This window comes from Salinisphaera sp. SWV1 (assembly GCF_052044155.1).
Taxonomy (GTDB): domain Bacteria; phylum Pseudomonadota; class Gammaproteobacteria; order Nevskiales; family Salinisphaeraceae; genus Salinisphaera.
Window position 1 is genome coordinate 27,420 of the sequence record NZ_JBQDYE010000029.1, and the last position, 12,206, is coordinate 39,625.

A 12,206-nucleotide genomic window follows, 5' to 3' on the forward strand; every position below is an offset into this window, starting at 1 on the left:
CGCGACCTTTCATCGGGCAGTTGGAGCCCGCCTCACTGGTCCGCCATTTTCAGGCCCATCCACCGACCGGATTTGCCGCAGGCGCGGGCCCCCGGGCAATGCCCGTCTTTTCCACCCGATTCGATCTGCTCACCACCGCCGAGCCGGCATTTCGTCGTCGCATGGAAAAACTGCCGCTGTTTCGCTATTGGCGGCGTTGGCTACAACCGCGCACGCTCTTTGCCGGTGCAACCGTCAGCGAATACGCCTGGTTGCCCGCCGGCGGCGACGCCCCTGCCCTGGCCCGGGAACTGGTGGCGGCAAACCGCAAGTCATGGCCATTTCTCATCGTCAAGGATCTGCCGCAGGCTTCGCCACTGCTGGACGCAGACGCCAACGCGTTCGTCGACGACTTCGTGAAGGCCTGCGAGGCGGCCGGCTTCGTCATCGTGGAAGGTCAGGCCCTGGCCTGGGTGCCGATCGATTTCGATAGCGAAGACACCTATCTGAAGCGCCTGTCACGCGGGGCGCGGCGCAATATCCGGCGCAAGCTGCGATCACGCGATCAGTTGGAGGTACAGGCGTTGCATACCGGTGGCGCCGAACTGCTCGACCCCGCCCTGCAGGATGCCTGCATCGCCCTGTACGAGCAGGTCTACGCCCAGAGCGAAGTACACTTCGACCACCTCGACGCGAGCTTCTTTCGCGCCGTTTTCGAAGATGCCGACAATGGCGGCGTGATGTTCGTCTATCGTCACCAGCAGCAGATGATCGGCTGGAACCTGTGCTTCGAGCATGCCGGCGGGCTGGTCGACAAGTATGTCGGCTTCGACTACCCGGCCGCGCGCGATCACAATCTCTACGCGGTAAGCTGGATGCACAATCTGAGCTATGCCCGCGAGCGCGGCCTGACGCATTACATCGCCGGCTGGACCGACCCGGAGGTCAAGTCGCATCTCGGCGCCCACTTCACCTTCACACGACATGCGGTACGGCCGCGCAACCGCCTGCTGCGCGCGATATTGCGCCGCCTGGCGCCGTATTTCGAAAGCGACCGACAATGGTATGAACAGCGCACCGCCCATGTATCCCATCGCACTTGATCTCGATGGGTCGATCGGCCCGCTTGAGCGCGGCATCCGGATTGCGCTCGACGGCTGGACGGAACGCCTGCGGTTCGCCTGCAGCCGCCGCGCGTTACGGGGCTTCGGCCGCGAGCTCGCCGGCAAGATGCCGCGGGATGCCGGCCCGGTCTTCATCGGCAGCGGCGATTTCCATCACCTGAGCCTGCCATTGATCGAACGAACCAGTGCCCGGCTACCGGGCCTGGATGTCGTCGTATTCGACAATCATCCGGACAACATGCGCTTTCCGTTCGGAATCCATTGCGGCTCCTGGGTCCGCCGGGCGTTGGCGCTGCCGGGCGTGCGCCAGGTACATGTGGTCGGCATCACATCCCCGGACATCGGCCTCGGTCATGCCTGGGAGAATTATCTGCGACCGCTGTATTCGAAGCGTTTGCGCTATTGGTCCACGGGCGTCGACGTCGCCTGGGCGCGGCGGCTGGGACTGGGCCATGCATTTTCAAGTTTCGACGACATCGAGACGCTGCACCGGGCGTTTGCCGAACACATGGCCCGCGACCGCTCGCCGATCTACCTGTCCATCGACAAGGATGTGCTGAGTGTCGAGGATGCACGGACCAACTGGGACCAGGGCCTGATGCGCGAGTCGCAGTTGACCGCGGCGCTGCAAGCGCTGCGCGGACGTATCGTCGGCTGCGATATCACCGGGGAAGTCTCGGTCGCGCACTATCGTCAATGGTGGAAACGCCTGCTGTCGTCGCTCGACCAGCAATGCGAGGTGCCGGCCGACCAGCTCGCCGACTGGCAAGAGACACAACACGCCCTGAACCGGCGTCTGCTGCAACGGATACAGGCCGCCTGGCGCCCCGATCCGGCATAGCGGGCACCGATGACGCGGCCGCGCTCAGTCAGAGCCTATCCAATAGGCTCTTAATGCCCGGCGCTATCGGGTTCGCTCAGCGCCAGACAAACGATGCCGGCGACGATCGCCACAGCGCCGAGCGCCTGACTCCAGCCGATGGATTCGCCGAAGATCGGGACCGAAAGCAGCAGCACGCTGACCACCTCGAGATGCGATGCGGCGAACGCGGGGCCGATCGGGGCCCGCCGCAGCAGCGTCATCCAGGTGAAAAAAGCGCCGATGTAACCGATGACCGCGCCATAGACCCAGGGTTGCGTGAATACGCGTTCCAGCCACGCCAGATTGGCCTGTACCGGCAACGCACGGTCGCCGGCGTATTTGAAGCTGAGCTGCGCCAGGGTGTCGAAACTCAGCAGAACCGCGAATCCGATGAGATAAAAACGCTTCATGTGCCGGCCCCGACAATCGCCACGCCGAGCGCGACCAATGCAATACCCAGCACGCGCAGCCGGGTCAGACGCTCACCGAACAGAAGACGGCCGGCCAGCATGATCGCCACGATGTTGATCGAGCCGAGCAGAATGCCCCGGCCCAGCGGTATCAGCGACAGAAACGCGATCCAGGCCAGAAACTCGAACACATAGCAGGCCCCGCCGAGCCAGATCCACGGCCGCACCAGCATATGCCGCCAGTGCGCCAGGCCATCGCCCTCGATCCCATGACTGGCCGCGGCCTTGAAGGTCAGCTGGCCGGTGGTATCGAACAGTTCCACGATCAGCCAGAGCAGCAGAACGGTCGGCGTCATGGGCTCGACCGGGGCACGGAGCGCGATGCCATGCCATCGATCACGCCGCGTTCTCCAGCGCGGTCGCGTTGTCGATCGTACGGTTGAAGAAATCCGCCGCGCCCGTGATCAAGCGACGGCGCTCACGATCGATGGTGATCATGTGATAACTGTCTTCAAGCCAGAGAAACTCCGATGGCCCGCCGACGTGCTGTGCCACCAGTTCGGCGTTCCAGCGCGAGGCGATATCGTCCTCGGTCGCGTGCGCGATCAGGCAGGGCGCGGCCACCCGAGCCAGATCACGCCGAACCCGACGCGACAGCAGATAAAGCTCGGCCAGCGAATGCCAGGGGTTACCCGGCAAGCCGGCCGCTGAACTGTCGCCGCTGGCCATGGCCTGGCTGATCTGGCGCCGCAGGTTCTCGTCGCGCAAACCATACGGCGGCTGCTCCATGAACATGCGATCACGGCCTATCCCTAGACGCTTGAGCATGGGCAGCAGAAACGCCAGTCGGTTCAGCGCCGGCAGGCTCCAGCCATCGTAGCGAAACGTCGCGCCCAGCACGCCCACGCCATCGACCCAGCCCGGCTGTTCCTCGGCCAGCCGCAGCGCCAGCAAGGCGCCCATCGACAAGCCGGCGACAAACAGATGCTCGACCGAATCGCGCATCTCGCGCGCGGCCGCCTCCACACTGCGGTACCAGTCCGGCCAACCCGTGGCCAGCAGATCGTCGACGCTGCCGCAATGCCCGGCCAGCTGAACGCCGCGTGTGGTAAAGCCCCGATTGTTCAGCCCCTTGCCCAGGATCCGCATTTCCTGGGGGGTGCCGGTCAGGCCATGGATCAGAAGCACCCCGCGACTGTCTCCGGGGAAGCAAAACTCGACATTGGGGGTCATCTACAGGCTCAATCCTCGAATCAGGCGCCATGCGCGCAATCGATCGTCATCAGCATGCCAGCAACGGGTTTCAGGAGCCTTTCACCGGAGCCTTGGCGGTATCATGCGTCGGCTGCGACCCGCCGGGCAGAATGCGTACCAGCACCCGCTGACCAATACGCCGGTGCGACGGTTTGTCGAAGGCGAGTACGCACAGCACGGTGCGTATCCCGGCGTTCTGACCCGGGTCGTTATCCAGCGTGGGCTTATGGAATACGTCGCCGACACGCACGATATGCGCGCTGCCGAGCGGGGTCTGGCCGGCATCGTCGAGCACCACCTGGGCCGACATCCCCTTGTGCACGGCGCCTACGTATTCCTGGTTCAACTCGGCGCGTACGATGCGCGCGCGATCGGGCAACAACTCGAATGCGGGACCGGCGTCGGCCGCCACGTGGTCGCCCGCATGAATATGGACCTGCACGATACGACCCGCGACCGGCGCTTTGATCCGGTGCTGGACCAGCCGCCGCCGGGCAATCGCCAGTTTGCCCTGGGCAATATCGATCCCGGCGCGCGCGCTGTCGAGCTGCCATTTGAGATCATGCACTTTCCCGGCTGCGGCGTCGGCGTCGTGCGTCGACCCGGCACCGGCACGGGCCGCCGAACGCAGGGTGCCGGCCCGGCGGCGCGCCGCTTTCAGCCGATCCGCGAGAATATGGCTCTGGCTCCGTGCTTGCGACAACTTGCCCTGGGCGATCTGAACCCGGGCCTGCGCGACGTGCGCATCCAGGCGGGCCAGCACCTGGCCTTTTTCGACCCGGTCGCCCGCGTGCACCGTCACCGCCTCTACGCCGCCCGACACCGGCACATGCAGCTCCAACAGCCCGCCTTCGACATCGATACGACCGCGGGCCACCGCGGCATAGTGACTGTTGCCGGACTTTGCCCCCGGCTTGGCCGAGCCGTGGTCGGCGGCTGTTGCCACCGCAATGGCCGCAGTGAGCAGCAATACAGCCAGCAGCAGCGCCGCGTAGCGCGTGCGCCCCGCATATCGATTGTTCGCCATGAACATGCCCCCTCGTGGCGGCCTCATTCGGCCTCGCCCCATGAATCGTTGAGAATGCGCCCGTCCTCCATGGTCAACACCCGATCGGCATGGCTGATCAGCCGTGGATCGTGGCTGACGCACAACACCGTAGTGCCGTGTTTCCGGGCAATGCGATGCAGCAGATCGATCACGGCCTGGCCATTGGCGGCGTCCAGCGCGCTGGTCGGCTCGTCGGCGAACAGCAGCGCGGGTGATTTCGCCAAGGCCCGGGCGATCGCGACGCGCTGTTTTTCACCGCCGGAAAGCTCGGCCGGGCGCAGATTCTGGCGGTGCGCCATACCCATCTCGTCGAGCGCCTCGTCGACGCGGCGCGTAATCTCGCGTGATGACAGATCAAGATACTGCAGCGGCAGTTGTACCTGTTCGCGTGCCGTCAGGGCCGGGAACAGGTTGAATCCCTGGAATACGAACCCGGTGTGGTGCAGACGAAAGGCCTCTACATGCTTCGGGTCCATTTCCTGCAATGGCTCGGAAAGCGCCAGCACGCGCCCCTGATCCGGCGCCTGCAGCCCGCTGAGAATCGACAGCAGCGTACTCTTGCCGCAGCCGGACGGCCCCGAAATGAGCGTCAGCGCGCCCGCCCGGATCGCCACCGACAAGTCATTCAGAATACGCGTGGTCAGCCGGCCCGAGGTAAAGGACTTGGTCAGATTTTCTGCAACGAGCGTCACACCGTCGTCGATTTCTGGATTCAATCGGGACATCGACTCACCTCAGAAGCGTGGCAGGATCGGCGCGCCGGATACTGCGCATCGCGATCAACCCGGACACCGCCACCAACGCCATGACGAGCCCGAGGCACCCCGCGGCCACGGATGGCTGCATGGCCACCGGTACGTTCTCGCTATGCGCCAGCCAGATCAGCAGGGCCGCCAGTACGCTGGCCAGCACGACACCACAGGCCCCGACCCAGAAGGCCTGCTCCAGGACGACCCAGCGCAGGGCACGCTTGCCGACCCCCAGGGCATTGAGCGTGGCGTATTCATTGACCGAGGCCGCCACCGCGGCCATCAGCGCCTGGCTGGTGATGATGGCCCCCACCGCAAACACGATGACCGCAAGAAACAGCACGCCGGCGCCGGCGCCGGTGTTGAACAACCAGAACAGGATCGAAAGCCGAGCGAATTCCGACGCAGTCCAGGCCTGATAGCGGCCGAATCCGGTATGCCCGTTCAACTGGGCCACGACCGCAGGCGCATCCCCGGGATGGCGTAGCCGCGCGACAAGGTACGTCGGCCCACCGCTCTCGCTGGACGACGGGTCCAGCAGGCGCGCGGTCTGCACCGAGGTCACGATATTGGCGCCGCCCAGGGCCCGCAGGCCGCGGGCCGTACCGACCACGCGCACCAGGTGGCCATTCACGCTGGCGGTATCGCCCACCTGCACGCCCAATTTCTGTAAATCGGCGGGGTCCACGACGACCGACTCCGGATAAGCCAGCCGGGCCCGTACCGCCGGTGTCAAAACGCGAGAAAACATCATCGCCCCGGGCCGGGTGGAAACGCCCGAAACAAAGACCGAGACGCCACCGGTATCGTGTCCGCCGCGCCAGTCGCCATCAAGCAGATAAAACGGTTCGACGGACTTGATCTGCGGATTCATCTCCAGCAATGACGCAATATCCGAGGCAATCGGGCGCCCCTGGTCGACACTCTGGGTGCCCGGGTAGCCGACCCAGATATCGGCGTCCGAATCGGAGACATAAACCGCCGCGCCGCCGAAGATACCGAGCACCAGCGCCGCCTGCAGCAACTGCAGCAGCGTGGCGAAACCCACGGCCAGCATCGCCGGCAGGAAGCGTCGCCATTCGTGGCGCAGGGTCTTGCGTGCCAGTGAGACCATCGCTCAGCCTGCGCTCTTGATCGAACGATTGCTGGCCCCGCCGAGCGCCTTGTAGAGTGCGACGTAGGCCGTATCGTGCGCCGCCCGCGCGTGGATCAGGCGCAGCCGTGCCTGGTTGTAGCTGAATTCGGCCGCAAGATGCTGATCCGGGCTGTCGAGCCCCAGTCGGGCACGGGTCCGGGCCCGGGCGACCGCTGTTTTCTCGCGCTGGACAACCTGCTTTCGGGTCTTAAGCCGGCCCTGCGTGCTATGCAACGCGTCCAGTTTCGTCTCGACATCGGCCACGCCCTGCAGGACCGCTTCGCGATAGGCCAGCGAGGCCGCCTTGAGCAGATGCCCCTTCGCGTTGGCGCGGGCCTTGCGCAGGCCCCAGTCGAACAGCGGGATACTGACCGTCGGGCCGAACGAGCCGATTCCATTGATGCCGCTGGCGTGATAGCTGGCCAGGTCGGCCGATGCGACCAGCGACGCACCGAGGCCGATACTCGGATAGCGATTGGCCTTGGCCAGCCCCAGCTGGCCGGCGGCGCGAATGACCCGGGCCCGGGCCCGGGCGATACCGGGCCGCGTATTCAGCAGATCGGCGGGCACCGAAACGGGCTCGTAGCCGCGTAGCGTCGGCAACGTGGCGTGACGCAACCACGCCGGCCTGGGCTCATCGCGCCCGGTCAGGGTGGCCAATTGCTGCGCCGCGGCCACGGCGGCATGCCGCGCGCTCTGTTGTTGTGTTTGCAGATCGGATTTCTTCAGCAACGGCGCGGTCAGTACCGCAGGCGATGCCAGCCCGAGATGCACGCGCACCCGCGCCAGCCGGATACGTTTTTGCTGTAGATCGATCATCTGCTTGAGGATCGCGCTGTTGTGCTGCGCCGCACTCAGGTTGATCCAGTCGCGCGCGACCTCGGCCACCATCGACACACGCACCTCGCGCAGCTTGTCGGCCGCTTCGTCGAGATGGCCCTGGGCGACGTTGTGCGCGGCCTGGGCACGACCGAAAAACGGCAGCTCCCAGTGGGCATCGAAGCCCATCAGAAAATAGGAGGCGCGGGCATCCGGATCGACCGGGTCGTCGGTGTTGATGCTCAATGCCGGTTTGTACGGCGCATCGCTGCGCAGATACAGAGCACGAGCGGCGCGCACGCGCTCCAGCGCCGAGGCGAGATTCAGGTTGGCCTTCAGGGACTCGTCGACCACCTGATTCAGCGCGGGGTCGTGTAACGCCTGCCACCATTGATGATAATCGGGTTCCGGCGTCCCGGCCTGCCTGGCGGCATGGGCCCAATGCGCCGGCAACGAGACATCCGGCTTGGGCACCGGCGTGGATACGCAGCCGGCCAGCAACAGCGTCGCCACCAGGCCAGCGCACCAATGACCGGAGCGTGCTATCGACCCCATCATCCAAACATTCCTTAATGTCATGAGCGCCGGCCGTGGCGTTCGTTCGTCGCCGCGGAGGCGCCGGCTGACGCCAGTCGCGGCAAACAGAGTCGCACGCTGAGCCCGCCCAGTGAAGAGCGTTCAAAACGAACGGTCCCGCGGTGCTTCATGACGATGTGGCGAACGATAGCCAGCCCCAGACCGGTCCCGCTGCGCTGATTGTTCGGCGCGCGGAAAAAGCGCTCGCCGAGCCGCGGCAATACTTCGGCATCGACACCGGGTCCGCTGTCGTCGATCTGCACGCACAGCGCGTCCACATCCGGGGTCAGCGTCAGGGTTACCGTGCCTTGCGGCGGCGTGTAGCGCAGTGCGTTGTCGATCAGATTATCCAACGCCTCCTGCAGCGCAACGGCGTCGCCATTGACCCAGGCCGCCTTGTCGGTGGTTTCGAAACCGAAGTCGATCTGGCTTTCGATCGCCTCCGGAACGCGCTGCCCGGCCAGTTCCGGCAGCAGCTTGCGCAGATCGACCGGCGCCATCTGCATCGGGCGCGCCTCGGCCCGGGTCAGCGCCAACAGCTGACCGGAGGTCCGGGCGGTACGCCCGGTCAGTTGTTGTATGTGTTCCAGCGCCTTCAGCGCGCGCGGGTCGTCGGCGTAGCGCATCGCCCGCTCCACCTGAAGCCGCAACCCGGCCAGGGGCGTGCGCAGCTGATGCGCCGCATCCGCGATGAACCGCTCATGCAGCGCCATGATGTCGCGCAAGCGGGCGAACAACGCATCGATCGTGTGCGTGAGCGGCAATAGCTCCACCGGCACATCATCATCCTCGATCGGCGACAGATCGTGTTCGCGACGACTGAGCCGTCGTGTCAGCGGATCGATGACACGCAGACCGAATCGAACCCCGAGCCACACCAGGAGCAGCAAGGCGCTGATCAGGGCCACCTGCAGGGAGATATTGAGCAGCAGGATCTGACGCGCGACCTGGCGGCGCCCGCGGAAGGTCTGCGCCAGGGTGATATCGAGGACCCGATTCTTGTGCCCGGGATCGACGATGGCCAGCGTGGCGGCCCGTAACGCCGTGTGCTTGATATGAGTATCGTACAGCCGTGGCGGCTGACCGGGCTCCGGCACGGGCGCCACCGGCGGCAATATGCGGCTGCCGGCGATCAGGCCCTGCTGCGGGCTGCGAATGGCGAAATAGTTGTGGCCGTCGGGATCGAACTGCAAAAGAAAGCGCGCCTGGGGCGATATCTGGCCATTGAGTGAACGCGTCTGAAGCATCGTCGCCAATATCTGGGCATCATCCGCGAGACTCTCGTCGTGCACCCGGTTGGCATAGGACAAGGCCACGAAGTAGGTGATGACGGCATCAGCCGTCAGAATGATCAGCATCGGAACCAGCAGAAACAGTAACAGACGACGGCGCAGACTCGGGCGCCGCGTAGCCGCGGGTGCCGACGAACTCATCCGGACGCTTCATCGACTGTCAGCATGTAGCCGAGCCCGCGCACCGTACGCACCGATGCCCCCGATTTTTCCAGCTTGCGCCGCAGGCGATGCACGGCGATATCCAACCCGTTATCGGTCAACTCCTCGTTCCAGTCACATATGGCTTCGATCAGCTGTGATCGGCTGATCAGGCGCTCCGGCCGGGCGGCCAGGGCCGACAGCAACCCGAACTCGCGCGCCGTAAGCTCGAGCTCGCGAGCCCCGACCCAGCCCCGCCGGCCCGCGATATCCAGGCGCAATCGCCCCAATTGCACTTCCGGCCGGCCATGCGTGACCTGGCGGCGCAGCAGCGCGCGCACCCGGGCCGCGAATTCGACGTAAGCGAATGGCTTGACCAGATAGTCGTCGGCACCGAGATCGAGGATACGTATCCGTTCCTCCATGTTGTCCCGCGCGGTGACGATGAATACCGCCAGCGGGTTCTGATCCTGGCGCAACTCATGCAGTAATCGATCGCCATTCAGGTAGGGAAGCCCCAGATCCAGAACCAGCAAATCGTGCGTCTTTTCCTGCAGCGCCAGCCGGGCCTCACGCCCGTCCGACAAGTGATCCACCGCATGACCGCTGTCGCGCAAGCCGGCACACAAGCCCTCGGCAATCGCGGGATCATCTTCTACCACGAGGATACGCATCGGCGACGGGCAGCCTTGTTTTCTTGATTGTTCGGGGACATGGGTGGGACTGCGAGCCGCCGACTAAGTTCAATCCATGCGCACCATCAACGAACGATCCGGTTTACGCACCGACCGCCAGCGCGCCTCTCGGCCGATAAGCAATGGCGCCGCGAAGCCCGGCCTCACGCCGGCCGCGCCTCGGCCACTCCGCTCGCCGTTACCGGTTCGCCCTGATGCGAACGCACACGCATCATGACAGCCCCGGCTTTACGATAAACAAACGCCGCGTCTGCGCTGCCGGCAACAGCGCGCGGGATCCAGCCTGGGGGCGTACTCGCCGCCGTCCCTGCGGCGTGGCGAGACCCGCTATACCTGGCGCACGCGCCGTCACGCCACATGTGACGAATCCAGGCCCAGCGGATCGGCGTTATTGCCGGCGGACACCGCGCCGGCGACCGGGCGCGGCTTGATCACCGCATAAACCAGCCCGGTGACCAGCGAACCGGCGGCGATCGCGCCGAGATAGAGGAGCGCGTGGGTCACGGCGTTCGGGATCAGCAACACGAACAACCCGCCGTGCGGCGCCATCAGCTTGCAGCCGAAGTACATGCTCATGCCGCCCGCGACCGCGCCGCCCGTCACGCAGCAGGGAATTACGCGCAGCGGATCGCGGGCCGCGAACGGAATCGCGCCCTCGGTGATGAAGCACAGGCCCAGCACCACCGCGGCCTTGCCGCCCTCGCGCTCGGCGGTATCGAACTTAGGCCGGGCCACCACACTGGCCAGGCCGAGGCCCAGCGGCGGCACCATCCCGCCGGCCATGATGGCGGCCATCGGCAGATAGGTGTGCGTGGACAGCAGACCGACGCCGAACGTATAGGCGGCCTTGTTGATCGGCCCGCCCATGTCGAAACACATCATGCCGCCCAGCAACAGGCCCAGCAGCACGGCGTTGGTGGCGTCCATCGAGTTGAGGAAGTGCGTCAGCGCACCGAGAATGGCGGCCACTGGCGTGCCGATGACGTAGATCATCACCAGCCCGGTCACCAGGCTCGACAACAACGGGATGATGAGAATCGGCTTGAGCGACTGGATGCTCGCCGGCAACGGCACGAACCGCTTGACCGCGAGCGCCGCATAGCCGGCGATGAAGCCGGCGATGATGCCGCCGATGAAGCCGGCGCCGAGATCGGTCGCCAGCCAGCCGCCGATCAGGCCCGGGGTCAGCCCCGGCCGGTCGGCGATCGAATATGCGATATAGCCGGCCAGCACCGGCACCATGAGCTTGAAGGCCGAGCCGGCGCCGATCTGCATGAGCGCGGCCGCGAAGCTGCCTTTCTGGTCCGCGGCATGAATGCCGAACACGAACGACAGGGCAATGCACAGCCCACCGGCCACCACCATCGGCAGCATGAACGACACGCCGGTCAGCAGATGCTTGTAGACCCCGCGTTCCTTGAAACTGGCCTTGGGCTTGCTGGCCGAGGCGCCGTATTCGGTTCCCCCCGCCGACTCGACCGCCGCTTCGGCGAGCGCGGCCTCGATCGTTGCGTTGGCGCGCTTGAGTGCAGCACCCGTGGACGCCCGATAGATCCGCTTGCCGGCGAAGCGCGAATCGTCGACCTCGATGTCGCAAGCCAGCAGCACGATATCGGCGGCCGCGATCTCTTCGTCGGTCAGCGCATCCTGGGCCCCGACCGAGCCCTGGGTTTCGATGCGCACCTCGTGGCCCATCGCGCGCCCGGCCTGGGTCAGCGCCTCCGCCGCCATGAAGGTGTGCGCCACACCCGTCGGGCAGGCGGTTACGCCGACGATGCGCGCGCGCTCGGCAGGTGCCGCCTCGGCATCGGGGGCCGCCACCGCGGCCGGCTCGTCGGCCGGGTCGTAGGGCTGCGCCGCCTCGGGCGCGCGCTCGATCACGCGATCCGGATCGGCCAGCGCATCGGCCATCTCGGCCCGATACAACGCCCGGCCGGCATAACGCACCAGATCAACCGGCCCACTCGCAGCCACGATGATCAGCTCGCCGGCGCCGTCGTCCTCGCTGTCGAAGACCGGCGTGTGGCCCTGGCGCTGCGCCGCGCGGGCCAGTCGCTGGGCCGCCAGCCAGGATGTGGTGCGGCCGCCGGGGCAGGCTGTGATGATGGTTATTTTCATGCTT

At 65.8% G+C, this 12,206-nt stretch carries 12 protein-coding genes; 2 read left to right on the top strand and 10 right to left on the bottom strand.

The features are described from left to right. The first annotated feature begins 98 nt into the window (after positions 1 to 98). Positions 99 to 1,082, top strand: coding sequence for a peptidogalycan biosysnthesis protein (locus tag ACS8YF_RS13955; protein ID WP_440850752.1), 984 nt, complete (start codon positions 99 to 101; stop codon positions 1,080 to 1,082). Further along, positions 1,063 to 1,944, top strand: a complete 882-nt coding sequence (locus ACS8YF_RS13960) for an arginase family protein (protein WP_440850753.1) — start codon at positions 1,063 to 1,065, stop codon at positions 1,942 to 1,944. Before ACS8YF_RS13955 ends, ACS8YF_RS13960 begins: the two co-directional genes overlap by 20 nt. A 50-nt stretch (positions 1,945 to 1,994) precedes the next feature. Here the strand turns inward: ACS8YF_RS13960 and ACS8YF_RS13965 are convergent, their stop codons facing one another. From ACS8YF_RS13965 to ACS8YF_RS14010, 10 genes are all read right to left on the bottom strand, one after another. Beyond that, a complete protein-coding gene (locus ACS8YF_RS13965; protein ID WP_440850754.1) occupies positions 1,995 to 2,375 on the bottom strand; it encodes a DMT family transporter in 381 nt (126 codons plus the stop codon). Then, positions 2,372 to 2,731 (bottom strand): EamA family transporter, encoded by a 360-nt coding sequence (locus ACS8YF_RS13970; protein ID WP_440850755.1) that lies wholly within the window; start codon positions 2,729 to 2,731, stop codon positions 2,372 to 2,374. The genes ACS8YF_RS13965 and ACS8YF_RS13970 overlap by 4 nt, the downstream gene beginning before the upstream one ends. 40 nt (positions 2,732 to 2,771) lie before the next feature. Beyond that, positions 2,772 to 3,608, bottom strand: a complete 837-nt coding sequence (locus ACS8YF_RS13975; RefSeq protein ID WP_440850756.1) for an alpha/beta hydrolase — start codon at positions 3,606 to 3,608, stop codon at positions 2,772 to 2,774. Positions 3,609 to 3,678: 70 nt separating this feature from the next. Continuing rightward, positions 3,679 to 4,656: an efflux RND transporter periplasmic adaptor subunit gene (locus ACS8YF_RS13980; protein WP_440850757.1), complete on the bottom strand. Its 978-nt coding sequence runs from the start codon at positions 4,654 to 4,656 to the stop codon at positions 3,679 to 3,681. Between the two features lie 23 nt (positions 4,657 to 4,679). Then, on the bottom strand, positions 4,680 to 5,402 hold the full coding sequence (locus tag ACS8YF_RS13985; RefSeq protein WP_440850758.1) for an ABC transporter ATP-binding protein: 723 nt from the start codon (positions 5,400 to 5,402) through the stop codon (positions 4,680 to 4,682). A 4-nt stretch (positions 5,403 to 5,406) separates the two neighbouring features. Then, positions 5,407 to 6,540, bottom strand: coding sequence for an ABC transporter permease (locus ACS8YF_RS13990; protein WP_440850759.1), 1,134 nt, complete (start codon positions 6,538 to 6,540; stop codon positions 5,407 to 5,409). Between the two features lie 3 nt (positions 6,541 to 6,543). After that, the gene (locus ACS8YF_RS13995; RefSeq protein WP_440850760.1) at positions 6,544 to 7,938 is read right to left on the bottom strand and encodes an efflux transporter outer membrane subunit; all 1,395 of its coding nucleotides are present in this window, start codon (positions 7,936 to 7,938) and stop codon (positions 6,544 to 6,546) included. A 17-nt stretch (positions 7,939 to 7,955) separates the two neighbouring features. Then, entirely contained in the window at positions 7,956 to 9,389 is a 1,434-nt protein-coding gene (locus tag ACS8YF_RS14000; protein ID WP_440850761.1) for a sensor histidine kinase, read from the bottom strand. Next, complete coding sequence (locus ACS8YF_RS14005; protein ID WP_440850762.1) at positions 9,386 to 10,063, bottom strand: response regulator; 678 nt, start codon at positions 10,061 to 10,063, stop codon at positions 9,386 to 9,388. The genes ACS8YF_RS14000 and ACS8YF_RS14005 overlap by 4 nt, the downstream gene beginning before the upstream one ends. A 369-nt stretch (positions 10,064 to 10,432) precedes the next feature. Then, positions 10,433 to 12,202, bottom strand: a complete 1,770-nt coding sequence (locus ACS8YF_RS14010; RefSeq protein WP_440850763.1) for a fructose-specific PTS transporter subunit EIIC — start codon at positions 12,200 to 12,202, stop codon at positions 10,433 to 10,435. Between the last annotated feature and the right edge of the window lie 4 nt (positions 12,203 to 12,206).

Excerpts from the sequence above, each read along its gene's own strand:
- ACS8YF_RS14000 (WP_440850761.1), bottom strand. The coding sequence starts at position 9,389 with ATGAGTTCGTCGGCACCCGCGGCTACGCGGCGCCCGAGTCTGCGCCGT.
- ACS8YF_RS13960 (WP_440850753.1), top strand. The coding sequence starts at position 1,063 with ATGTATCCCATCGCACTTGATCTCGATGGGTCGATCGGCCCGCTTGAG.
- ACS8YF_RS13985 (WP_440850758.1), bottom strand. The coding sequence starts at position 5,402 with ATGTCCCGATTGAATCCAGAAATCGACGACGGTGTGACGCTCGTTGCA.
- ACS8YF_RS13990 (WP_440850759.1), bottom strand. The coding sequence starts at position 6,540 with ATGGTCTCACTGGCACGCAAGACCCTGCGCCACGAATGGCGACGCTTC.
- ACS8YF_RS13965 (WP_440850754.1), bottom strand. The coding sequence starts at position 2,375 with ATGAAGCGTTTTTATCTCATCGGATTCGCGGTTCTGCTGAGTTTCGAC.
- ACS8YF_RS13955 (WP_440850752.1), top strand. The coding sequence starts at position 99 with ATGCCCGTCTTTTCCACCCGATTCGATCTGCTCACCACCGCCGAGCCG.
- ACS8YF_RS13970 (WP_440850755.1), bottom strand. The coding sequence starts at position 2,731 with ATGACGCCGACCGTTCTGCTGCTCTGGCTGATCGTGGAACTGTTCGAT.
- ACS8YF_RS14005 (WP_440850762.1), bottom strand. The coding sequence starts at position 10,063 with ATGCGTATCCTCGTGGTAGAAGATGATCCCGCGATTGCCGAGGGCTTG.
- ACS8YF_RS14010 (WP_440850763.1), bottom strand. The coding sequence starts at position 12,202 with ATGAAAATAACCATCATCACAGCCTGCCCCGGCGGCCGCACCACATCC.
- ACS8YF_RS13980 (WP_440850757.1), bottom strand. The coding sequence starts at position 4,656 with ATGGCGAACAATCGATATGCGGGGCGCACGCGCTACGCGGCGCTGCTG.
- ACS8YF_RS13975 (WP_440850756.1), bottom strand. The coding sequence starts at position 3,608 with ATGACCCCCAATGTCGAGTTTTGCTTCCCCGGAGACAGTCGCGGGGTG.
- ACS8YF_RS13995 (WP_440850760.1), bottom strand. The coding sequence starts at position 7,938 with ATGATGGGGTCGATAGCACGCTCCGGTCATTGGTGCGCTGGCCTGGTG.